General features: G+C 67.9%; 22 protein-coding genes and 1 tRNA gene. 13 read left to right on the forward strand and 10 right to left on the reverse strand.

All coding sequences use genetic code 11. The features are described from left to right. Positions 1 to 1,224: a citrate synthase family protein gene (locus OCH7691_RS11705; protein ID WP_085883730.1), complete on the reverse strand. Its 1,224-nt coding sequence runs from the start codon at positions 1,222 to 1,224 to the stop codon at positions 1 to 3. 93 nt (positions 1,225 to 1,317) lie between these two features. Between OCH7691_RS11705 and OCH7691_RS11710 the strand changes: the two genes are divergently transcribed. Further along, positions 1,318 to 2,424, forward strand: a complete 1,107-nt coding sequence (locus OCH7691_RS11710; RefSeq protein ID WP_085883731.1) for a citrate synthase — start codon at positions 1,318 to 1,320, stop codon at positions 2,422 to 2,424. A gap of 82 nt (positions 2,425 to 2,506) precedes the next feature. Beyond that, positions 2,507 to 3,271 carry a glucose 1-dehydrogenase gene (locus OCH7691_RS11715; RefSeq protein ID WP_085883732.1) on the forward strand — a complete coding sequence of 255 codons (765 nt, stop codon included), beginning with the start codon at positions 2,507 to 2,509 and terminating at the stop codon, positions 3,269 to 3,271. Positions 3,272 to 3,284: 13 nt separating this feature from the next. Here the strand turns inward: OCH7691_RS11715 and OCH7691_RS11720 are convergent, their stop codons facing one another. Next, positions 3,285 to 4,055 carry a GNAT family N-acetyltransferase gene (locus tag OCH7691_RS11720; protein WP_085883733.1) on the reverse strand — a complete coding sequence of 257 codons (771 nt, stop codon included), beginning with the start codon at positions 4,053 to 4,055 and terminating at the stop codon, positions 3,285 to 3,287. A gap of 32 nt (positions 4,056 to 4,087) precedes the next feature. Continuing rightward, entirely contained in the window at positions 4,088 to 4,546 is a 459-nt protein-coding gene (locus OCH7691_RS11725; RefSeq protein WP_085884439.1) for a peptidylprolyl isomerase, read from the reverse strand. Positions 4,547 to 4,831: 285 nt separating this feature from the next. Here OCH7691_RS11725 and OCH7691_RS11730 point away from each other — a divergent pair. Beyond that, positions 4,832 to 4,907 (forward strand) — tRNA-Lys (locus OCH7691_RS11730). A 63-nt stretch (positions 4,908 to 4,970) separates the two neighbouring features. On the opposite strand, the gene OCH7691_RS11735 is transcribed toward OCH7691_RS11730, so the two are convergent. Further along, positions 4,971 to 7,067 (reverse strand): ATP-binding protein, encoded by a 2,097-nt coding sequence (locus OCH7691_RS11735; RefSeq protein WP_085883734.1) that lies wholly within the window; start codon positions 7,065 to 7,067, stop codon positions 4,971 to 4,973. A 286-nt stretch (positions 7,068 to 7,353) separates the two neighbouring features. On the opposite strand from OCH7691_RS11735, the gene OCH7691_RS11740 reads away from it, so the two are divergent. After that, complete coding sequence (locus OCH7691_RS11740) at positions 7,354 to 7,557, forward strand: hypothetical protein (protein WP_085883735.1); 204 nt, start codon at positions 7,354 to 7,356, stop codon at positions 7,555 to 7,557. Positions 7,558 to 7,561: 4 nt separating this feature from the next. On the opposite strand, the gene OCH7691_RS11745 is transcribed toward OCH7691_RS11740, so the two are convergent. From OCH7691_RS11745 to OCH7691_RS11760, 4 genes are read right to left on the reverse strand one after another with little or no spacing between them, the layout of a single operon-like run. Further along, complete coding sequence (locus OCH7691_RS11745; RefSeq protein WP_085883736.1) at positions 7,562 to 8,872, reverse strand: FAD-dependent oxidoreductase; 1,311 nt, start codon at positions 8,870 to 8,872, stop codon at positions 7,562 to 7,564. Continuing rightward, positions 8,863 to 9,666, reverse strand: coding sequence for an ABC transporter permease (locus OCH7691_RS11750; RefSeq protein ID WP_085883737.1), 804 nt, complete (start codon positions 9,664 to 9,666; stop codon positions 8,863 to 8,865). The genes OCH7691_RS11745 and OCH7691_RS11750 overlap by 10 nt, the downstream gene beginning before the upstream one ends. Next, positions 9,663 to 10,439: an ABC transporter ATP-binding protein gene (locus OCH7691_RS11755; RefSeq protein ID WP_085883738.1), complete on the reverse strand. Its 777-nt coding sequence runs from the start codon at positions 10,437 to 10,439 to the stop codon at positions 9,663 to 9,665. Before OCH7691_RS11755 ends, OCH7691_RS11750 begins: the two co-directional genes overlap by 4 nt. Before the next feature lie 16 nt (positions 10,440 to 10,455). Next, a complete protein-coding gene (locus OCH7691_RS11760; RefSeq protein ID WP_085883739.1) occupies positions 10,456 to 11,490 on the reverse strand; it encodes an ABC transporter substrate-binding protein in 1,035 nt (344 codons plus the stop codon). A 308-nt stretch (positions 11,491 to 11,798) separates the two neighbouring features. On the opposite strand from OCH7691_RS11760, the gene OCH7691_RS11765 reads away from it, so the two are divergent. From OCH7691_RS11765 to OCH7691_RS11805, 9 genes are all read left to right on the forward strand, one after another. Beyond that, a complete protein-coding gene (locus OCH7691_RS11765; RefSeq protein WP_217807944.1) occupies positions 11,799 to 12,806 on the forward strand; it encodes a glycosyltransferase family 2 protein in 1,008 nt (335 codons plus the stop codon). Further along, on the forward strand, positions 12,803 to 13,738 hold the full coding sequence (locus OCH7691_RS11770) for a glycosyltransferase (protein WP_085883741.1): 936 nt from the start codon (positions 12,803 to 12,805) through the stop codon (positions 13,736 to 13,738). The genes OCH7691_RS11765 and OCH7691_RS11770 overlap by 4 nt, the downstream gene beginning before the upstream one ends. 153 nt (positions 13,739 to 13,891) lie before the next feature. Next, a complete protein-coding gene (locus OCH7691_RS11775; RefSeq protein ID WP_085883742.1) occupies positions 13,892 to 15,754 on the forward strand; it encodes an HAD-IIIC family phosphatase in 1,863 nt (620 codons plus the stop codon). Positions 15,755 to 15,758: 4 nt separating this feature from the next. Continuing rightward, positions 15,759 to 16,004 carry an acyl carrier protein gene (locus tag OCH7691_RS11780; protein WP_085883743.1) on the forward strand — a complete coding sequence of 82 codons (246 nt, stop codon included), beginning with the start codon at positions 15,759 to 15,761 and terminating at the stop codon, positions 16,002 to 16,004. Positions 16,005 to 16,019: 15 nt separating this feature from the next. Continuing rightward, complete coding sequence (locus OCH7691_RS11785; RefSeq protein WP_085883744.1) at positions 16,020 to 16,550, forward strand: acyltransferase; 531 nt, start codon at positions 16,020 to 16,022, stop codon at positions 16,548 to 16,550. 77 nt (positions 16,551 to 16,627) lie between these two features. Beyond that, on the forward strand, positions 16,628 to 17,491 hold the full coding sequence (locus OCH7691_RS11790; RefSeq protein ID WP_085883745.1) for a hypothetical protein: 864 nt from the start codon (positions 16,628 to 16,630) through the stop codon (positions 17,489 to 17,491). A 56-nt stretch (positions 17,492 to 17,547) separates the two neighbouring features. After that, positions 17,548 to 18,723 carry a glycosyltransferase gene (locus OCH7691_RS11795; RefSeq protein ID WP_085883746.1) on the forward strand — a complete coding sequence of 392 codons (1,176 nt, stop codon included), beginning with the start codon at positions 17,548 to 17,550 and terminating at the stop codon, positions 18,721 to 18,723. 34 nt (positions 18,724 to 18,757) lie between these two features. Then, a complete protein-coding gene (locus OCH7691_RS11800; RefSeq protein ID WP_085883747.1) occupies positions 18,758 to 19,756 on the forward strand; it encodes an NAD-dependent epimerase/dehydratase family protein in 999 nt (332 codons plus the stop codon). Positions 19,757 to 19,874: 118 nt separating this feature from the next. Continuing rightward, on the forward strand, positions 19,875 to 20,318 hold the full coding sequence (locus OCH7691_RS11805) for a DUF1772 domain-containing protein (RefSeq protein WP_085883748.1): 444 nt from the start codon (positions 19,875 to 19,877) through the stop codon (positions 20,316 to 20,318). Positions 20,319 to 20,352: 34 nt separating this feature from the next. Here the strand turns inward: OCH7691_RS11805 and OCH7691_RS11810 are convergent, their stop codons facing one another. Next, positions 20,353 to 21,879: a glycerol-3-phosphate dehydrogenase/oxidase gene (locus tag OCH7691_RS11810; RefSeq protein WP_085883749.1), complete on the reverse strand. Its 1,527-nt coding sequence runs from the start codon at positions 21,877 to 21,879 to the stop codon at positions 20,353 to 20,355. A 10-nt stretch (positions 21,880 to 21,889) separates the two neighbouring features. Then, a complete protein-coding gene (locus tag OCH7691_RS11815) occupies positions 21,890 to 22,708 on the reverse strand; it encodes a class I SAM-dependent methyltransferase (protein WP_085883750.1) in 819 nt (272 codons plus the stop codon). Positions 22,709 to 22,790: the final 82 nt, after the last annotated feature.

Raw genomic sequence — 22,790 nt, forward strand, 5'->3', positions numbered from 1 at the left:
TCAGTCGTCGGCCGGGCCGGAATGGCGCGGCGATTCCCCCACGTAAAGCGCCCGCGGGCGGATCATCTCGCCACTGTCATACTGTTCCTGGGCATGGGCGATCCAGCCGATGCTGCGGCCGAGGGCGAAGATGGCGAAGCCGGCGCCCGGCGGCAGCGCCAGTTCCCGGGCCATGAGAGCCAGTGCGAAATCGATGTTCGGCCGCCGGTCGAGCAGTTCGGAAACCGTCGTGGCGATTTCGTCGCCGGCCGCGATCGTCGGGAAGGTCGGCCGCCGCATCCGCATCATGGCGATCAGCTTGGCGGCCCGCGGGTCGCCTTCCGGGTAGAGCGGGTGGCCGAAGCCCGGCAGCGTCTCGCCGCGCCGGATGCGCGCCAGCAGGGCGCCACGGACGTCGTCCGAGACCTCCCCCAGCAAGGCGCCGACCTGCGCCGTCTGCCCGCCATGGCGCGGCCCCTGCAGGGCGGCGAGCCCGGCGGTCACCGCGGCATAGGGTGTCGCGCCGGTCGAGGCGACGCAGCGCGCGGTGAAGGCCGAGGCGTTCAGTTCGTGGTCGGCGACCAGCACCAGGGCGGCGCGGATCAGCTCGCGCCCGCCTGAATCGTCGATTCCCCAGGCCCGGGCCAGCTGGAGGTGCAGCGCCATGACGTCGGTGCGATCGGTGCCGGCGAAGGCGGCGGCCAGTGTCCGCGCGATCCGTGCCCCGCATTCGGCGACGCCGCCGGCGGTCAGGTTGAAGGCCCGGTCGTCCTCCGCGGCAACCGCGGCCAGCAGTTGCTGGGCCCGCGCCGGGCCCGGCGACGCCATCCCGCCGAGTATCGGCAGCGCCGGCGCCGGCAGGGCGAACGGATCCCGTGCCTCCGTTCGCCAGAGCAGCCCGGCGACGCTTTCCAGCGATGCGCTTTCCGCCAGCGCGGCGACATCGCGCCCCCGGTAATAGAGCCTCCCGCCCTCGATCAGGGAGATCGAAGAACGGATGACCGGTGGGCCGAACTTCAGCGCCTCCGCCCCGACGTCGGCGGCCGAGCGCGGCGACTTCCGTGCCCGGAGTGCGCGGACATCGGTGGCGAGGTAGAGTTTCTCCCGCGAGTTCGCGGCCGGTTCTGACCGGATCATGCCGCGGCTGACATAGGCATAGAGGGTCGCCCGGCTGACGCCGAGTTCGGTCGCCGCCTCCCGCGCCGTCAGATAGCTCTTGCCCGCGATCGCCGTTTCGGATGCCATGACTTGATTGTTTTAATCAAGATTGATCAATGTGAATGATAGGGCAATTTCTCCGTCATATCCAGTCGAACGATTTCACGGACGGAGAAGAACATGAACGCAGGACTTGAAGGTGTCGTCGCCGCCGAGACAAGGCTCAGCATGGTTGACGGCGAAGCCGCCCGTCTCGTGATTGCCGGCGAGACGGTCGAGACCCTGGCCGCGCGGGCCCGGTTCGCCGAGATCGCCAGCCGGCTCTGGCGCGGCCTGACGCCGGCGGCGCAGGAGCCCGCGGACATCGAGGCGGCCCTCGGCGAGGCGCGCATCCATGTCGCCGCCGAGCTGTTGCCGCAAATGCGCGCGCTCGCGCCGCTTTCCCCGATCGAGGCGCTCAGGGCCGGTATCGCGCTGTTGCCGGACGATGCGCCGATGCCGCCGCACCTGCTGGCGAGCGCCGCGATCCCGGTGATCATCGCCGCCCACTGGCGCACCAGCCGAGGCCGGAAGCCGGTTCTGCCGCGGCCGGGCGCAACCCATGTCGCCGACTTCCTGCGCATGCTCGACGGCCGTGACGCGGAGCCCGAGATCGTGCGCGCCCTGGAGACCTACCTGGTCACGGTTTCCGATCACGGCATGAACGCCTCGACCTTCGCCGCCAGGGTCGTCGCCTCGACGGCGGCCGGCGTGATCTCGAGCGTGGTCGCGGCAATCTGCGCCCTGAAGGGTCCGCTGCATGGCGGCGCGCCGGGGCCGGTCCTCGACATGCTGGACGAGATCGCCGCGAGCGGCGGCGCGGACGCGATCCGCCCGTGGCTGGAGGCCCGGATGGCCGGCGGCGAGCGGCTGATGGGGTTCGGGCACCGGATCTACCGGCGGCGCGATCCGCGCGCCGACGTGCTGAAGACAGTGGTCCGCGGGCTCGGCACCGGACACCGGCGGCTCGCCTTCGCCGCCGAGGTCGAGGCGACGGCGCTGGCGATCCTGGGGGAGCGCTATCCGGACCGCCGCCTCGACACCAACGTCGAGTTCTACACCGCCATCCTGCTCGATGCCGTCGGTCTCGACCGGGCGCTGTTCACCCCGGCCTTCGCCATGGGACGGGTTCTCGGCTGGACCGCGCATGCCCTCGAACAGGCCGCGACGGGGCGCCTGATCCGTCCCGCGTCGCATTATGTCGGCAGCCTGCCGGACGGCATGGAGGCGCCGCTCGTGCCGGCCTGATCCCGGTCCCCTTGCGCCCCCCTCCGGTCGCGCCTAAAACGGATCCCTATCGGATAACGGGTCCATTCTCGGGAGTTTCAGGATGCGGTTGAAGGGCAAGGTGGCGATTGTGACCGGTGCGGGATCGGGCTTCGGCGAGGGCATCGCCAGGCGCTTCGCCCGCGAAGGCGCCCATGTCGTGGTTTGCGACATGAATGCCGAGGCGGCCGAACGGGTCGCGGCGACGCTCCGTTCCGCCGGCGGCAGCGCCACCGCCTCGGCAACCGACGTCACCGACGGCGCCGCCATCCAGGCGATGGTTGACCGCACGGTCGCCGAACAGGGCGGCCTCGACATCATGGTCAACAATGCCGGCGTGCCGCAGCGCAACGGCCCGATGCTGGATGTCCCGGAAGAGGTCTTCGACCGCATCTTCGAGGTCAACGTGAAGTCGATCTACCTGACCTCGAAGGCGGTCGTCCCGGCGCTCCGCAAGCGCGGCGGCGGGGCAATCATCAACACCGCCTCGACCGCGGCGCTCAGCCCGCGCCCCGGGCTCACCTGGTACAATGCCAGCAAGGGCGCGGTGGTCACGATGACCAAGTCGATGGCGGTCGAACTGGCCGCCGACCAGATCCGCGTCACCTGCCTCTGCCCGGTGGTCGCGCTGACCGGCATGACCGCCGAATTCATGGGCGGATCGGAGAAGGATACGCCGGAAATGCGGGCGAAGTTCCTCGCCACCATCCCGCTCGGCCGCATGTCGACGCCGGAGGATCTGGCGAACGCCGCGCTCTACCTCGCCTCCGACGAGGCCGCCTTCATCACCGGCGTGGCGCTCGAGGTCGACGGCGGCCGCTGCATCTGAACGGCGCCGATGACTAGCTCCCGGCCGTCGCCCGATCGGCGGCGGCCGCGCGGGTGAGCGCCGAGAGCGACGACAACTGCCCGCCGTCGCCGTCGAAGTTCGCCGGGTCGAGCCAGCGCTCGAAGGCCTGCCGCAGTGCCGGCCATTCCCGGTCGAGGATCGAGTACCAGGCGGTGTCTCGGTTCCGGCCCTTGTACATCGTCGCCTGACGGAAGGTGCCCTCGTAGCGGAAGCCGAGCCGTTCGGCGGCCCGCATCGACGGCCCGTTCAGGGCGTCGCATTTCCATTCGTAGCGACGATAGCCCAGCTCGTCGAAGACCCGGCGCATCAGCAGATACATCGCCTCGGTCGCCGCCGCCCGCCCCTGCAGGCGCGGCGAATAGTTGATATGGCCGACCTCGATCACGCCGACCGCGGGTTCGATCCGCATCAGGCTGGCGAGGCCGACGGCCCGGCCGCCCGCCCGCTCGACGATCGCGTGGAACAGGGGGTCGTCGCCCTGGCAGGTCGCCTCGAGCCAGCGGCGGTAGCCCGCCGGTTCGGCGAACGGGCCGTAGGGCAGATAGGTCCAGTTCCGCCCCTCGGCATCGTCGCTGTTGGCCTCGAACAGATCGGCCGCGTGGCGTTCCGGGTCGACCGGCTCGATCCGGCAGAACCGTCCCTCGATCGCCGTGCGCGGCGGCCTTGGCCGGGCGGTCCAGCCGGGGACCGGAAACCCGGTCTCCTGGCCGAGCGCGTTCTTCCGGGCCGCGAACGTTCCGGGTTCATTCGATGACTGCGACAAGGCTCCCCTCCTCCGCCGCGACGCGGCCGCCGTTACAGGATGTCGGCCAGCACGCGCAGGCTGACGATATGGTCCGGGTCCTTCACCGTGCCGTTGTTCGAGCGCGAACCCTTCTTGATCAGGTCGACGGCGTCCATGCCTTCCACGACTTCGCCCCAGACGGTGTACTGGCCATCGAGGAACGACGCGTCGTCGAAGCAGATGAAGAACTGGCTGTTCGCGGAATTGACGCTGTTGCCCTTGCGCGCCATGGAGACGGTGCCCCGGCGATGGGGCTCGCGCGAGAATTCCGCCTTCAGGTCAGGCTTGTCGGAACCGCCGGACCCGTCGCCGTTCGGATCGCCGGTCTGGGCCATGAAGCCGCGCAGCACCCGGTGGAAGGTGAGCCCGTCATAGAAACCGGCCCGGGTCAGCTCCTTGATCCGCGCGACATGGTTCGGCGCCAGGTCGGGACGCATGGCGATCACCACCTTGCCTTGCGGAATCTCCATGACCAGCGTGTTCTCCGGATCGAGCTTGGCCTGCGCCGAGGCGCTGCCCGCCCCGATCGCACCGGCGGCGATACTGAAGACAAGGGCGATGAGGGGCACGAGAAAGCGGTGTTGCACGGAAATCCTCCCGACGGTATCGAAACTGGTTGGGTCGCCTTGGCAACCTAGTGTCGGGAACCCGCCTCTGCAACGGCGGAGAGCGACGCAGACGGCGATACGGCGGCGAGGCGCAAGCGCGCTTGACCCCTTCCGCCCTGCCCCCTATGTTCCGACCCGCCTTGGTTGGGGCGCGTAGCTCAGGTGGTAGAGCAGCTGACTTTTAATCAGCGGGTCGCAGGTTCGAGTCCTGCCGCGCTCACCAGGTTTCAGCGAAAAATTGGCCTGTATCGACGGTCCGGCGTTCCGAGGCATTGACGCACAGCGGCTATTCCGTCCCGAGCGCCTCGCGCAGCAGGCGCGCCAGTTCGGCGCGGCGGAACGGCTTGCGGAGCAGCGGGTCGCGACGCTCGCCCTGCGTCAGCCCGTCGATCGCGCCCCCGGAATAGCCGGACATGAAGATCACCGCGATATCGGGATGGCGGCGGCGGACGCTCACGACGAACTCGGGACCGCTGATCCCGCCCGGCAGGACCACGTCGCACAGGATGGCCGCGGGCGGCGTCTCGTCCTGGTCTTCCAGCAGGCGTTCCGCCGCCGCCGCGTCGGCCGCCGACTGCGGTTCGTAGCCGAGGCCCCGCAACATCTGAACCGAGAGGGCGCGGATATCCGCATCGTCCTCGACCACCAGCACGCGCTCGCCGGTCCCGGCCGGGGCGGCGCCCGTACCGACGGGCCGGGTGACGGTATTCCGCGGCAGCGATCCGCGCGGCAGGTAGAGGCGCACGGTGGTGCCGGCACCCGGCCGGCTGTCGACCGAGATCTGGCCGCCGGTCTGGCGGACGAAGCCGAAGACCATCGGCAGGCCGAGGCCGCTTCCCTTGCGGACCGGCTTGGTCGTGTAAAAGGGTTCGAAGATCCGCGCCTGGACAGCCGGCGCCATGCCGACGCCGCTGTCCGCGACGCTGAGCACGACATAATCCCCGGGCCGGGTGTCGGCCTCCCGCTCGGGACTGTTCTCGTCGAGCCTGGCATTGCCGAGCCGGATCGCCACGGTGCCGCTACCGTCCATCGCGTCGCGGGCATTGATCGCGAGATTGAGCAGCGCGTTCTCGATCTGGCCCGGATCGGCACGGCAGTTCCAGAGTCCGGCCTCGACGTTGACGTCGATGCGGATCGCCTCGCCCAGGCTCCGCTCCAGCAACGCGATCATGCCGTCGACCAGTTCCGCAAGATCGAGGGATTGCGGCTTGAGCGTCTGGCGGCGGGCGAAGGCAAGCAGCCGCTGGGTCAGCTCGGTGCCCCGCTGCGCGGCGCGGAGCAGCGGACCGACATAGGCGTCGACCGCCGCGTTGTCGAGCGACTGGAGGATCTCCGCGTTGCCCTGGATGACCATGAGCAGGTTGTTGAAATCATGCGCGACACCGCCGGTCAGACGGCCGAGGGCCTCCATCTTCTGGGTCTGGCGGAGGCTTTCTTCCGTGCGAACCAGCTCGGTCACGTCCTGACCGGTGCCGATTTCCTGCACGACCCGGCCCGTCCCGTCGATCACCGGGCGAGCGATCTCGCGCACATGGCAGTCGCGTCCGTCCGATGTCAGGCTGCGGTAGCGAATGTCGATCGGCTTGCCGCCGCGGAGTTCGCGATAGGCCGAGCGGACCCGTTCGCGGTCCTCCGGATGGGTCAGGCCCATATCGCCGCTGAGCGTCGAGGCGCGGGCCATGAACTCTTCCGCCGACAGTTCGTGCAGCCGGGCGTAGGCTTCCGAGCAGAACACGCACCGATCGGCGACCGCGTCCCAGACATAATAGCCGAGGCCGGCGATCTCGGCCGCCTGGCGCAGCATCTCCTCGGAATCGTTCAGCCGCTTCTCCCGCTCCTGCCGCTCCGCCTCGGCGGTCAGGCGGCCGGACTGCTCCGCCTCGAGGACCTGTTGCGCGCGATGGCGGAAGTCGAGAATCTCGACCACGAGCGCCGCCGAGTGAACCAGCATCCGGCGCATCCGGTCGTCGAGTTCACGCGGGCGTATGTCGATGCCGGCAACGGTCCCGAGATTGATGCCGTTCGCGGTGCGCAGGGGCGCGCCCGCGTAGAAACGGATGTTCGGCGGTCCGACGACCAGCGGATTGTCGGCGAAACGGCTGTCCGACCGGGCGTCCGGGATGACCAGCGGCTCGTCGCCCATGATCGAATGGGCGCAGAAGGCGATGTCGCGCGGCATCTCGCTGTCGCCGATGCCGTAGCGCGCCTTGAACCATTGCCGTTCCGCGTCGACCAGGGTGACCAGGGCGATCGGCACGTCGAGCGCGCTCGCCACTGATTGCGCGACATGGTCGAAGGCCGCCTCGGGCGGCGTGTCGAGGATATCGAGACTGCGCAGCTTCTCCAGGCGCGCTCGCTCGTTCTCGGGGGTCGGATAGGCCATGCACGATCCGCTTCGGTACCCGGTGCCAGCGGTTAATCAGCCGTGCGCCCGGGACAAAGTCAACCGTCGCGGCCCCCCGGACACGGACTGCGGGAACATGCCTTCCGTTCCGCGCGTATCGCGAACATTTGCGGAAAAATTTCCGACACTTTTTCACTCCGGCTATCAATTAACCTTAACGAACCATTGAAATCATTGGGCTTTCTCCGGCACGGCATTTGCTTCTCCAAGGGGGAAGCGAATCTGGCGGCAACCTGATCGCCGCCGAAGATCGTGAGGTTTCGTAATGCGTATTGCCATGATCGCCCTGACCCTGCTCGCGGGATATGTCCTGCTTCAGGACGATGCCGACTTCGAGCGCCAGATCCGCGTCCTGAAGGCGGAGGCGCAGGAGACGAGCATCAGCCTGCCGACCGTTCGCGATGCCGCGAGCCGGATCGACCAGGCGAAAATCTGGCTCGCCGAGAAGGTCAGCGTGCGGGAGGACTAGGGTCTTACCAGGTGTCCCGCTCGACGCCTTGCAGGTTGTCGCGGACGCGGTCCTGCAGGGCGGCGATGTCGAGTTGATGCACCGAGCCCGCGCCTGCGAGATCGAGCGCATGCGCCGCCGCAGCCCCCATCGCGATGCACGGCCCCATGACGCGGACGCTCGACAGCGCCGCGGGATCGCCGTCGATGCAGCGCCCGGCCGCCACGACATTGCCGAGTGCCGCCGGGGTCATCGCTCCGAACGGCACGTAGTGCATGTGATCGTCGCCGAACTCCTGCCAATGGACGGCGTCGGCGGCGTAATGCAGCTCGATCGGCCAGCTGCAGCGGGCAATGGCGTCGGCGGGCCGCGTGCCGGACAGGACCTCGTCCACCGTGATGCGATGACGGCCGCGGATCCATCGGGTCTGGCGGATTCCCGGCAAGCCGTAGCTGCGCACCGAGGCGCCGGCGAAGGCGTCGGGGAATTCCGCCTTCAGGAAGCCGACCAGCCGGTCGACCTGGGCGCGGCCGGAAAGCACCGCGCGGCTGCCGCCGACCGGGTCGAGCGGCGTTTCGATATGGGTCATGTTGACCAGCGCGATGTCGCGGCCTGGCACCGGGAAGACGAAGCCGTCCTCGCGACAGAGCCCGTGGTCGCGGCCGCGTGCGCGCAGTGCGTCGTGGATGACCGGGCGCGGGATCGCGCCGGCCTTCGCCCCGTCGACGCCTTCGAGGGTGAACATCACCGACCCCCAGATCGGCGTCTCCGGCTGCTGCAGTTCGGCCCCGGCGAGCCAGCAGAGCGCGCCGTCGCCGGTCGCGTCGACGAAGCCCTCGGCCTCGATCCTGAGATCGCCCCAGCGGCTGGCGAGGTCGAGCGCCGCGACCCGGCCGTTCGCGACTTCCGCGCCGCGCAGCACCGCGCCGAACAGCGGCAGCACGTCGGCGTCGAGCAGGCTGTCCTCGACCCAGCGGGCGAGCGCCTGCTCGTCGTAGAGCACGATCCGCGTGTTGCGGGCCGGACGGGCATGGGCGACGCCTTTCGCCTTGAGCGCCGCCAGCATCGCGCCCGCGACCCCGTAGGTGACGCGGATCGGGTCGGGGCCGTTGCCATAGAGCCCGCAGAAGGTGCCGATCAGCGACGACACCGCCTGCCCGCCCGGCGACGGCGCCGCATCGACGATCGCCACCCGCTTGCCGAGCGCCGCTGCCTCGAGCGCCGCGCTGGTGCCTGCGGCGCCGCTGCCGACGACGCAGATGTCGACGGCGAGCGGGGCCCGCGCCGGACTTTCCCGCCGTACCGTGCGGACGGCGATTTCGGGGATCAGCGCCATTTCAGCACCCGGCGTTCGAGGCGCGCCAACAGCGCGCTGATCAGCAGCCCGAGCATCGAGAGCAGGACCACGCCGGCAAGCAGCTGGTCGGTCTGCATCAGGTTGCCGGCCGAAAGGATGAAGGCGCCGATGCCGAACTCGGCGCCGATCATCTCGGCGGCGACGAGCAGGATCAGCGCGATCGAGGAGGAGATCCGGAAGCCCGCGAGGATGCCCGGCATCGCGCCCGGCAGGACGATCTTGCGGACGATCTGGGCGTAGGGCATGTCGAAGCTCTGGCCCATCCGGATCAGGTTGCGCGGCACGTTGTCGACGGCGCTGTAGGCGCTGATCACCGTGGGGAAGAAGACGCCGAGCAGGATCGTCGCGACCTTGCTTGGCTCGCCGATGCCGAACCACAGGATCAGCAGCGGCAGCAGCGCGATCTTCGGGATCGGGAAGAGCGCCGAGACGATCGGTATGCCGACGCTGCGGGCCAGCGACCAGATTCCCATGGAGATCCCGACGGCGAGCCCGGCCAGTGTGCCGAGCGACCAGCCCCAGGCGATGCGCCCGAGGCTGGCGCCCAGATGCCGCGCCAGGGTGCCGTCGGCGGCGATCGCCTGCAGCGCCAGCGCTATCTCGTAGGGGCTGGGCAGGAACAGCGCCGGCAGCGCCCCGCTCATCGAGGCGATCTGCCAGGCGGAAATGATAACCGCGAAGGCGAGCCAGGAGGCCCAGCGCTTCGGCCGCGGCGCGAAACCGCCGCCGCGGAAGCGGACCGATGTTTCCTTGCCGCTGTCCCCGATGCTCACGCGACCGACTCCAGCTCGCGATCCGCGTCCTTGGCCTCGTCGACGATCAGCCGCCAGAGCTGTTCGCGAATCGTCTCGATCAGGTCGGCATGACGTCGCTCGGTCCGTTCGTCCAACGGCACGGGAACCGACACGATCTCCTTGATCCGGCCCGGACGGCGGGACAGCACCGCGACCCGGTCGGCCAGCCTGACCGCCTCGTTCAGGTTGTGGGTCACGTAAACCGAGGTCGTCCGTTCCCGCGCCCAGATCCGGATCAGATCCTCCATCAGCAGTTCGCGGGTCTGGGCGTCGAGCGCGGAGAGCGGCTCGTCCAGCAGCAGCAGCGCCGGCCGCACCGCGATCGCGCGGGCGATCCCGACACGCTGGCGCATGCCGCCGGAAAGCTGTTTCGGATAGGCATCGGCAAACTCGCCGAGACCGGTGAGCGAGAGCGCCTCGGCGATCCGTCGGGCGCGGCCGTCGCCGTCGAACCGGTGATGCTCGAGCGGCAGCCCGACATTGCCGGCGACCGTTCGCCACGGCAGCAGGGCGAAATCCTGGAAGATGTAGGTGAAGGGGTTGAGACAGCCGTCCGGCGCCGCCCCCTCGGCGGCGACCCGGCCCTCGCTCGGGGCCAGGATGCCGCCCATGATCGAAAGCAGCGTCGACTTGCCACATCCGGACGGGCCGATCAGCGCCAGCGTCTCGCCGTCGGCGACACGCAGGTTGATATCGTCGAGGGCCTGCACCTCGCCGTAACGATGGCTGACGCCCTCGACGATAAGATCCATGCGCGTTCCGCCCGGCTCAGTTCGCCGGAACCCCGTAGTGGCCGGAAATGAACGACAGGTCGAGGAAGCTCTTCGGATCGACGCTCTCGTCGACCAGGCCCTTCTTCTTCATCCAGGCGACCTGCTGGTAGATCTGGTCGACCTTGAGCCGACCGTCCGGGTCGATGAAGGGCGAGCCGGCGTAGATCGCGTCGGGCTTCGCCTTGGTGTATTTCTCGATGATCGGGACCAGCGCCTCGGCCTCGGAGCCGAACACCCGCTTGCCGTTCTCGAGCTTGTTGAACGCCTCGTGATAGTCGCGCGCGGCATGCTGGTAGGCGCGCACGAAGGCCTCGACGACCGGGCGCCGTTCGCTGACATTCTTGGCCGAGGTGAACAGCCCGCCGAGCTGCCAGGGCGTGTAGTCATGCACCCAGCCGATCAGCTTGGCGCTGCCGCTTCCGGTCAGGCCGGCGACGATATGGGCCGGCAGGGCGATCGAATCGACCTGGCCCGACTTGATGGCGCCGATCATGTTCGGCACCGATTGCAGCGGCTTCAGCGCGACCGCGTCGTCCGGCCAGCCGAACTTGTCGGCCATCAGGCCGATATTGTAGTGGAAGGACGAGCCGACCTGGGTCATGCCGAAGCTGTGACCCGGCAGATCCTCGACCGACTTCAGGCCGGCCTCGTAGGCCTGGTTCGAGGCCAGGAAGCCGACGAAATCGAAGCCCGGCTCCTCCCGGCTCTGGGCGCCGATGACCTTGAGCGCGCCCTTGCCGGCGAGATTGAAGAAGCCGCCAGTAAAGGCGGTGACGCCGAAATCGCAATCGCCGGAGGCGATGCCGACGGCGACCGGCTGGGCGGCGCGGAAGAACTTGAACTCGGCTTCCAGCCCCTCTTCGGCGTAGTAGCCCTTGTCGGCCGCGATGAAGAGCGGCGAGGAGGACACGAAGGTGAGCGCGCAGACGACGACTTTCTCGGCCGCCTGCGCCGGTTGTGCGAGCGCGGCAGCGGCCAAGGCGGCGCCGAACGCCGTCGCGACGAGCCGGCCCTTGAATGACGACAGCATGGGGCATTCCTCCCGGATGGTTTGTTTTGCTTGGGCAACGTGCCTGATCGGTCACCATAGAGGCGCGCCGGAGGCAGGGTCAACGCGCACGCGACCGCCCGCCGCGCATCCCGGAGGCCGCCTTCCGCCTGCGGTTGCGCAGGCGCCGGGTTGCTCTCTCCCCGCGGGGCGAAGATGGAAAGCCGGCGATGGCGGTCACATATCCGGGTCGCGACACTTCCGCTCGCCGGGCGTCGCTGTTAAGCCTTTCAAAATATCCCTATGCTACCTCATCGGCAGGGGAAACGGACAGCTTCCGGGGAATGACGTTGCAGCGCAGCAGTGCAGAGAGCGATCCGATCGAGAGCGCGCCAGAGGTGACCGCGTCGCCGAAGCTGTCGGTCATCGTTCCGCTTTACAACGAGGAAGAGAATGTCGCCCCGATGCATGACGCGATTGTCGCGGCGCTCGCCGACGGCGACCTCGATTACGAGATCGTCTTCGTCGACGACGGCAGCCGGGACGAGACCTTCGAGCGCGCCGCCGCGCTGAAGGACCACGACCCCCGCGTCCGGGTCGTCAAGTTCCGCCGCAACTACGGCCAGACAGCCGCCATGGCCGCCGGCATCGAACATGCCCGCGGCGAGATCCTCGTGACCATGGACGGCGACCTGCAGAACGATCCGACCGACATCCCGATGATGGTCGCGAAGATCGGCGAGGGTTACGACCTGGTCGTCGGCTGGCGGCACAAGCGGCAGGACAAGTTCTTCACCCGCATCCTGCCGTCGAAGATCGCCAACTGGATCATCGGCAAGATCACCGGCGTCCCGATCAAGGACAACGGCTGTTCGCTGAAGGTCTACCGCGCGGCGCTGATCAAGCGGATCTCGCTCTACAACGAGATGCACCGCTTCATTCCCTTCATGAGTTCCCTGGCCGGATCGCGCATCGCCGAGGTCAAGGTGAAGCACCACGCGCGCCGCTTCGGGAACTCGAAGTACGGCCTCTCGCGGGTCTACAAGGTGATGTTCGACCTGCTGGCGATCAAATCGATCCTGACCGTCGCCAAGCATCCGATGAAGATGTTCTCCGGTCTCTTCGCCATCGCGTCGGTGCTGTCGATGGTTTTCTTCGTCAACGCCTTCTTCTCCGGCGAGGCGAGCGTCGTCTTCATGGGCATGTCGCTGCTGTTCGGCGCGATGGCCACCCAGATGGGCTTCGCCATGCTCCTGGTCGTGCTCATCTTCAAGACCGGCACGCTCCGCCGCGAGAATTTCGTCCATCTTTCCGCCCGTGCCGTCTGGCCGGACAACCGCAAGCAGAACGTGACATGAGCGAAAAGCCCGATATCTCCGTCATCGTCCCCGTAACCGAGCGTTACGACGACCCGGCCGCAGTTTACCGCGTCTACAAGGCCGGTATCGAGGCGACCGGCAAGAGTTTCGAATTCATCTACGTGCTCGACGGCGAATACCCGGAAATGATGGCCGCCCTCGAGGCCCTAAAGGGCGAAGGCGAGAATATCGTCATCATCGCCTTCAGCCAGTGGTTCGGCGAGGCGGCGGCGCTGACCGCCGGCTTCCGCAATGCCCGCGGCGAGATCCTGGTCACCCTGCCCGCCTACTTGCAGATCAAGCCCGATCACCTGGCGCCGCTGGTCGAGGCCCTTGCCGACAAGGACATGGCGATCGCCTGCCGCGGCCCGCGTCTGGACGCCGGCTTCAACAAGCTGCAGAACCGGCTCTTCCATGGCGCGCTCCGCTTCCTGCTCGGTTCGAGCTTCCACGATCTCGGCTGCGGCGTGCGGGCGCTGAAGCGGGAGCTGTTCGAGGAAGTCGATCTCTACGGCGACCAGCACCGTTTCCTGCCGCTGCTGGCCGAACGCCAGGGCTTCAAGGTGACCGAGATCGTGCTGCCGCAGCACGAGAGCGACGCCCGGCCCCGGGTCTATTCCTTCGGGGTCTATACCCGGCGGATGCTCGACATCCTGACGATCTACTTCCTGCTGAAATTCACCCGCAAGCCGCTCCGCTTCTTCGGCCTGATTGGCTCGGGGATGATCGGCGTCGGCGGCCTCGTCGATCTCTGGGTCATTATCGAGCGGCTGTTCCAGGACCAGGCCCTGTCCGACCGGCCGGCGCTGATCATCGGCAGCCTGCTGATCCTGCTCGGCATCCAGACCATGTCGGTCGGCCTGATCGGCGAAATCATCATCTTCACCCATTCAAAGGATCTGCGAGAATATCGCATCGAGAAAATCGTCTAGCCGCCCGGCCGGACGCACGCCGACCGTCGCGGGGGCGCAATCCCCGTGTGATAATCGGCCGGACGTGACGCCCGAATCGCGGCGGTGCGACGAGAGCGGGGACGCGGCCGCCCGGCCAGCCTCGCGCCGACAGAGAAAACCGGACGACGGACCATGGATATCGCGGAACTGAAGACGGCCTTTCGGGAAATCGATGACCCGGCGGAGGCGCTGGCACGGCTTGCCACGGTCGATTTCGACAGCCTGAAGCCCGGCGAGATCAGCTTCCTCCATCGCAAGCTGAAGCGCCTTGCCCCGGCACCGGGGGCGAAGATCGCCTATCTCGGCAATCTCACCGTCGAGCCCCTGCCCGACTATGTCGACATCCGGGCCGCCTGCGGCGGCCTGGCGACCGCGAGCCACGTCGGCGCCTTCGGCCAGCATTACCAGGAGGTCATGAACCCGGCCTCCGGCCTGCATGCCTTTGCCCCCGACCTGATCCTGCTCACCCTCAGCCTGCGCGAACTGGCACCCGATATCGCCTTCCGCTTCTCCTCGCTCGACGGCGAACAGCGGGCCGCCGAACGGAACCGCATCGTCGGCCATGTCGCGGACTGGCTGGCGGCGGCGAAGAACGCGACGCAGGCGACCATCCTGGTGGCGAATTTCCCGGTCCCCGCGGCGCTGCATGCCGGGATCGCCGATCTCAACGACCCGGATGGCGAGCGTGCCTTCTATGCCCGGCTCAATCTCGACATCCTCGAACTCTGCAGGGAAACCGCGCGGGCGACGCTGTTCGATCTCGACCGACTCGTCGCCCGGGTCGGGACCGAGCGCGCCTTCAGCCCGCGCCTCACCTTCCTTGCCCGCCGCGAATGGGACGAGCATCTGCTGCCCGCCTTCGCCGGCGAGCTGTTCCGCTATCTCGTGGCGCTCAAGGGGCTGACCCGGAAATGCCTGGTCCTCGATCTCGACAACACGCTGTGGGGCGGGGTGGTCGGCGAAGAGGGGCCGGACGGCGTCAAGGTCGGACCGGGCGATCCGGTTGGCGAAGCCTTCCTCGCCTTCCAGCACGGCATCGTCGCGCTGAAGGAGCGCGGCGTGATCCTCGGCATCGCCAGCAAGAACAATCCCGCCGACGTCGAGGAAGTCTTCGCCCGGCGGCCCGGCATGCCGCTCCGGCTCGAGGATTTCTCGGCCGTCCAGGTCAACTGGAACCACAAGCACGAGAGCCTCAAGGCGATCGCGGCCAGCCTCAATATCGGCATCGACAGCCTCGTCTTCCTCGACGACAACCCGGTCGAATGCGGCATGGTCCGCGAGATGCTGCCCGAGGTGAAGGTCGTGCAGATGCCGGACGATCCGGCGCTCTATCTCGATTGCCTGCGCGCCCTGCCCTGGTTCGAGCGCCTCTCGATCACCGGCGAGGACCGCGCCAAGGCCCGGCAGTATCTGGAGAACCAGAAGCGCGACGTGGCGCGCGAGACGACCGGCGACCTGAACGACTATCTGAAGAGCCTCGGCACCGAGGTGATCTTCCGTCATCCGGTCGAGAAGGACGCCGACCGGATCCACCAGCTGTTCACCAAGACGAACCAGTTCAACACGACGACGATGCGCTACAGCCCCGCCGACGTGGAGCGCTTCATGACCGGTGACCGTTTCGACATACGCGTCGCCGACGTCAGGGACCGCTTCGGCGAACTGGGCACCGTCGGACTGATCCTGATCGATCGCGAGGGCGAGGTCCCGGCCATCGACAGTTTCGTCATGAGCTGCCGGGCGATGGGACGCGAGATCGAATCGGCGATCGTCAACAGCGTGAAGGAAGAATATCTCCTGAGCGGCCGCTATCCGGCGCTAGAATGCCGCTATGTTCCGACCCGGAAAAACCAGCCGGTCGCCGAACTCTACGAGAGCCAGGGCTTCATCGTGGCCGGGCGCGATCCTGAAAGCGGCGCCAAGAACTACCGGCTGGCGGCGGAGAACGCAGCCCTGTTGCCTTGCGACCATATCCAATTGACCAAGGACGAGTAGTTAGATGCACGACAGCCAGAATGTGGCCGACGAACTGGACGAGATCATCGCCGACATCTTCGATATCCGGGTCGGCAAGCTCCGGGACGAGATGACGCACGAGGATATCGAGCAGTGGGACTCGATCAATCACCTCAAGCTCATCACCGCGATCGAGGACGAATACGACATCGAATTCTCGATGGCCGATGTGCAGGCGATCGACAGCATCGGCAAGCTCCGCGAGATCGTCGCCCGGCTGCGCGGCTGAGGAGGCCTGCCGGAGATGAAGATCGGACGCGTTGTCGCCCTGTTCCTGATGCCGCGGGCGCTGATCACGGCGCTCTACCTCGTGCGCTCGAAATGCTTCGTCAGTCCGCGCGCCGAGGTCGATTTCGGTGACACGATCCGGATCGGCAAGGGCAGCCGCGTCAGCGGCTTCACCCAGGTCAAGGCCTCCGATACCGGGCGCATCACGATCGGCAACGACACCTCGATCGCGGTCGGCTGCTGCATCGCCGCCGGCGCGGTCGGCATCACCATCGGCGACGATTGCCTGATCTCTCCCGGCGTCGTCATCCTGAGCGGCAACTACAAGTATGACCGGCTCGACATGCCGATCCGGAAGCAGGGCTACACCTCCAAGGGCGTCACCATTGGCAACAATGTCTGGCTCGGTTCGAACGTCGTCGTGCTCGACGGCTCGGTCATCGAGGACGGGGTGATCGTGACGCCGAACTCGGTGGTCTCCTCGCATCTGAAGCGGAACACCGTTTGTGAGGGCAGCCCGGCCAAGGTGATTTTCCGCCGCCGCTGAAGCCGGTTCGAAGGAAATCGCAATATCTCTCTGACAATACTGAACTTCCCAGGCAACAACCCAGGATACGGAGCGACGTGGAACAGGTGCGGGACAAGGCGGATAGGGTGATACCGGACGATCGTGAGGGTGATCGCCTCGCCGGTCCGCATCTCGTCGATGCCCATGTCCACTGCTATCCCTGTTTCGGCGAGGTCCGGCTGTTCGACGCCGCGCGGGACAACTTCTCCGCCGTCGGCGGCAGGGCCGTGGACGGCGGCGTGCTGGGCTGGCTGCTCTATACCGAGACCGCCCGCGATCATCATTTCCGCGCCTGCCGCGATCGCGCCGACGGCCCGGCGCAGGCCGGCGACTGGCGCTTCGAGACGACCGGCGAGGCGATCTCGCTCCGCGCCGTGTCCGCGGACGGCGCCACGCTCGGCCTCGTCGCCGGCCGCCAGATCGTCACGTCGGAAGGGCTCGAGGTGCATGCGCTCGGCACCGACCGGGAATTTCCCGACCGGAAGCCGGCGCGCGAGACGCTGATCGCGGTCCGCGAGTCGGGCGCGCTGCCGGTCATCCCCTGGGGGTTCGGCAAATGGTGGTTCGCACGCGGCCGCCTGCTCCGCCAGCTTCTCGATGAACGTGGCGCGCTTGGCGCCTTCCTGCTCGGCGACAACGGTGGCCGTCCGGACCTGCTGGGCACGCCCGAGGGGTTCCGGATCGCCGGCCGGTCAACGATCCCGGTGCTGCCCGGTTCCGACCCGCTGCCGCTCGAGGGCGAGGAGCGCCGCACCGCGAGCTACGGTTTCCGCCTCGAGGGCGCGATCGACCGGTCGCTGCCCGGCGCCGGCCTGCTCGGCCTGATGCGCGGTCTCGACGGCTCGCCCCCGACGATCGGCCGGCGCGCCGGCACGCTCGAGTTCCTGATCAGCCAGAGCCGCATGCGGCTGCCGCACTAGGGCGAGACAATGTACCAGACCTTCCGCACTCCCTGCCCGCCCGACGGAGCCCGCCGATGACCCGCCGCGCTCTCGTGATCGCGCCCCAGCCGTTCTTTTCGCCGCGCGGCACGCCGTTCAGCGTCTATTACCGGACCATGGTGACCGCCGAACTCGGCCTCGAGGCCGACCTGCTGACCTATGGCGAGGGCCAGGATGTCGACATTCCGGGCGTCCGGATCGTCCGCATTCCGCGGCTTGCCTTCCTCGGGCCGATCAAGGTCGGGCCGTCCTGGCAGAAGCTGGTGCTCGATGTCTTCATCGTCTTCTGGACGCTCGGCCTGCTGATCCGCAACCGCTACGATTTCGTCCACGCCCACGAGGAGGCGATCTTCTTCTGCCGCTTCTTCAAGCCGCTGTTCCGCTACAAGCTCGTCTACGACATGCATTCGAGCCTGCCGGAGCAGCTCACCAACTACAAGTTCACCACCGCGCGCTCGCTGATCGGCCTGTTCGAATGGCTCGAGAACAGCGCGCTCAAGGCGGCCGACGCGGTCATCACGATCTGCCCCGAACTCGCCGACTATGCCGAGGCCCGCGTGCCCGACAAGTCGCGGCATTTCCTGATCGAGAACTCGATCTTTGACACCGTGAAGCTGAAGGACCCGGCGAATGCAGGCGAGACACCGGACCCGGTGCCGCTGCCCGACGACCGACCGCTCGTCGTCTATGCCGGGACGCTCGAATCCTACCAGGGAATCGACATCCTGATCCCGGCCTTCGCCCGGGCGCACGCCTCTTGCCCGGAGGCGCTGCTGCTGATCGTCGGCGGCAGCGAGGCTCAGGTCGCGAAATTCCGCGCCCTGGCGGCTGCCGAGGGGATCGCCGACGACGTCATCCTGACCGGCCGGGTGCCGCAGGTGACCGCGAAATACTACAACAGCCGGGCCAGCGTCATCACCTCGCCGCGCTCGACCGGTACCAACACGCCGCTGAAGATCTACGAGCAGCTTGCCAGCGGCGTGCCGCTGGTCGCGACCCGGATCCGCTCGCATACCCAGGTGCTGACCGACGACGTCTGCTTCCTTTGCGAGCCGACGGCGGACGGCATGGCGGCGGCGCTTGTTGCCGCTCTGACCGACGCGGAGAAGCGCGCGGCCGTGATCGCGGGCGCGAAGGCGCTTTACGAGAAGGACTATTCCCGCCCGGCCTACGAGGCGAAGATGCGGGCCCTGCTCGAGGTGATCGAATGAGACATGTCGCGACGACGACAGGAAGGGACAGACGATGACCGGATTCTGGAAGGATCGGGCCGTCCTGGTAACCGGCGCCGGCGGCTTTACCGGCAGCAACCTTGCCCGGCGCCTGGCCGCCGAGGGTGCGCAGGTACGCGCCTTCGTCCGCACCGGCGGTTCGCGCCGCGACCTGCCCGAGGCAGTCGAGATGTTCGAGGGCGACCTGACCGACCCGGTCGATTGCGCCCGCGCCGTCGAGGGCGTCGACACGGTCTTCCATGTCGCCGCCGTGTTCCGCCAGCTGAAGGGCGGCCCCGCCGTGCTGAAGGCGGTCCATGTCGACGCCACCGGCCACCTGATCCGCGCCGCCAAGGCGGCCGGCTGCCGCCGCTTCGTGCATACCTCGACGATGGGCGTGCACGGCCATGTGAAGCACGGGCCGGGCGACGAGAACACCGAATACGGCCCCGGCGACGACTACCAGGACACCAAGCTCGAGGGCGAACTGCTGGCGCGCGCGCTTTCGGCGGAGATCGGCATGCCGCTTGCCGTCGTGCGCCCCTGCGGGATCTACGGCCCCGGCGACACCCGCTTCCTGAAGATGGTCCGGCCGATCAGCAAGGGCCGCTTCTTCATGATCGGCGACGGCACGCCGCATTACCATTTCGTCTTCATCGACGATCTCGTGGCGGGGATCATGCTGGCCGGCGAGAAGGACGCCGCGGTCGGCGAGGTCTTCTTGATCGGCGGGCCGGACCATCCGACGCTGAACGAGCTTGCCGCGACGATCGCCGACCTGCTCGGCGTCGCGAGACCTCGCCTGCGCATCCCGGTCGGGCCGATCATGTTCGCCGGCCGGGTCTGCGAGGCGCTCTGCCAGCCGTTCGGGATCGAGCCGCCGCTGCATCCGCGCCGGGTCGCCTTCTTCACCAAGAACCGGGAGTATTCGATCGACAAAGCGCGGAAGCTGCTCGGCTACGCGCCCGCGGTCGATCACCGGGAAGGCTTCCGCCGGCAGATCGAGTGGTACCGGAAAGAGGGCCTGATCTAGGTTCCGGATCCGAAAAGCGTCCGGGGTTCACATCGTCCGATCCATCGCCACGTAAAAGGCGGATTGGCCTGCAGGAGGGCGGATCCTGCCGGTTACATGGACCATGGAGTGAAGACGCATGATCACCAGTCTCCGGATGATCGCGATCGGGCTCACGGCTCTCGCGCTGGTTCCGAGCGCGGCGCACCTGTTCGAACTGCCCGGCAAGATCGATCTCGGCCGCGACGCCTATTTCACCGTGCAGGCTGTTTATGCCGGCTGGTCGCTTTTCGGCCTGCCGATCATCGCCGCCATCATCGCCAATGTCGCGCTCTTCCTTGCCGAACGACGACGCGCGCCCGGCCCGGCCCGCTGGGCGCTGATCGCGGCGTCGCTGATCGCGGTCAGCCTCGGCATCTTCTTCACGTGGATCTTCCCGGCGAACCAGGCGACGGCGAACTGGACCGTCCCGCCCGAGAACTGGGCGGCGCTTCGCCGCGACTGGGAATACGGCCATGCGGCGAACGCGTTCATCGTCGGTACGGCCCTGATCGCGACCGCCATGGCGATCGTCAAACGGTAGGGCTCCCGCCCGGCGGGTTCCAAGTGCGAACGGCTCAGTCCGGCTCGCGGCCTTCGTGGCGGGCGAGCCGCCCGGCCACCGCGTCGATCTCCTCGATGCGCTTCGCCTCGTTCCAGCCCAGCCGGTCGGCCATCAGCGCCGCGATGGCCTCGATCTGCCCGTCCGCGATCCGCCCGCCCTCGCCGAGCCGGCTTCGCCGGAAGACCAGGTCGCCCAGCCGCATCGCCATCTCCTCGTCCACCGCCGTGTCGACCCGGGCGCGCAGAGAGGCGCGGTTCTCGTAGCGCTCGGGCAGCGGGTCGAGCGCGGGGAACGGCACGTTCCCGGTTGTCGACGCCACCGCCGGCCTGTCGAGCTTCGCCATCGCCTGGTGGACGGCGCGCTCGGCGATCAGCCGGGCGGTCGTGTACTTGACGCCGACGACACTCATCAGGCCGTCGACACCGTCGCTCGCGCGGTGATCGATGATATTGCCGCGCTTGGCCTGGCGGACCTTGCCGCTGTCGTCGTCGAGCGTGGCCGGGGTCAGCCCGGCATAGCAGTAACGGACATCCTCGCGGCTCAGTCCGAGCCCGGGCGCGGCGCCGTTGATCTCGTCCAGGAAAGCGGCGATCTCGTCCTCGCGGAAGTCGAAATCCGAGGGATCGCCGGTGAACGGCAGGTGCTCGGTCCCGACCACGGTGGTCTCGCCCCAGGGGGTGAGGAAGAACATCCGCCCGCCGCGGTCGACCACGGAATCGGCCTTGCGGCGGCTGACCACCCCGATTGCCGCGTTGCCGGTCAGGCGCCGGCCGATCACCAGGTTCATTGCCCGCTGCAGTTTCGGAAACGGCTGCAGCGAGAATTTCCGGAGCGACCGGCCAAGCAGGTCGGTGACCAGCGGCCCCGCGCAGTTGACGGTCAGCCGCGCATGCACGGAGAAACTCCGTCCGCTCAGCCGGTCCTCGACGACCGCGCCCTCGACCCGGTCGCCGGTCATCAGGAAATCCATGGCCTCGAGATGGTTGGCGATCCGTGCGCCGCGTTCGACCGCGCCCATCAGGCAGGCCAGTTCGACCCGGTTGGCGTCGCGCATCTGGCCGTCATGCCAGACTCCGCCGCCGCGCAAGCGCGGCCCCGCATCGGGCAGCAGGGCGCGGGCCTCGATCGTGTCGATCACGCCGGCGGCCGGCACCAGGCCCTGCCGGCTGCCGCGGGTCAGCATGTTGTAGGTGAGCGCGGCGATGCGGAAGGCCTCCGGCCCGCGCGCGGCGTAACCGTACAGCGGGATGACGAAGCGGAGCGGCGTGATCAGCGTCGGCGCGGCGCGCAGCCAGAAGCTCCGCTCCCGCGACGAGGCGAGCAGGCGGCCGATGTCGGCCTGTTGCAGGTAGCGGATGCCGCCGTGGATGAGCTTGAGCGAATTGTGCGAGGTCAGCGCCCCGAAATCGTCGCGCTCGACGAGCGCCACGCTGAGCCCGCGCAACGCCGCATCGCGCGCCACCGAGGCGCCGTATATCCCGCCGCCGATCACCAGGACGTCGAAGACGTCGTCGACCAGGCCGTCCAGATCCCGCTTCACCGCCCGCGCCTCACTTCCTGACGAAGGCGATCATGTGATGACCGCAGCGCCGCACGAGGGCGCGCGGCAGGAGATTGAAGAGATCGACGAAGACGAGGTTGAACAGCCGCGCCTTCAGCCCGCCATGCACCTTGGTCCGCACCGGGAAACGCTCCAGCACCAGGTCGACCTCGGCGAAGGGCTCCAGCATGCCGCGGAACTCGCCCGGAGAGTACCAGTGAAATTCCGGCGATTGCAGATGGTCGATCTCGACCTTCATCAGGCGATGCAGGAAGCGCAGCCAGGAATGGCGGTTGACCATCATCAGCACGGCCCGCCCGCCTGGTTTGAGGACCCGGTGGATTTCCGCCACCATGCGCTCCGGATGCGCGGTGAAATGCAGAACCGTGTGGCAATAGACGAAATCGACGCTGTTCGCCTCGAGGGTCATCGCCTCGCCGTTCATCAGCAGGAACCGGCCGGACAGGCCGCGCTGCTCGAAGTTGGTGCGGGACAGCGCGATCGCGCGTGGGGCGATGTCGATCCCGATGACGCCGGCGCCGCCGGCGGCGAATCGGCCGGTATCGTTGGCCAGGCCGCAACCGACGTCGAGCACGGTCCGGCCAGCCTCGCCGTCGTAGTCGATGATTCTCTCGAGATAGTCGAGCTTCTCGAAACGATAGGCCTCGGCTTCCCGGAAAAACCGTTCCGTTCCCGGTTCGGCCCTCGTCGCCGGCCAGTCGGTGACATGGGTTTCCCAATAGGTACGGACGGCCGCGATCCGGTCATCCCCGGCCGTCACGGGCGTGGCGTCGGCGGCATGATCGGGGCGGCGTTCGGGGTCGCTCATCGAAGGCTCGGATTTCGCGGAAGGACTGTTCTCGGCGTTGCGCCAGCATAGCGGCAAAGGGGTAAATTTTCGCCTATCGCCC

Origin of the sequence: Oceanibacterium hippocampi, from assembly GCF_900172325.1 — a bacterium.
Lineage (GTDB): Bacteria > Pseudomonadota > Alphaproteobacteria > Sneathiellales > Sneathiellaceae > Oceanibacterium > Oceanibacterium hippocampi.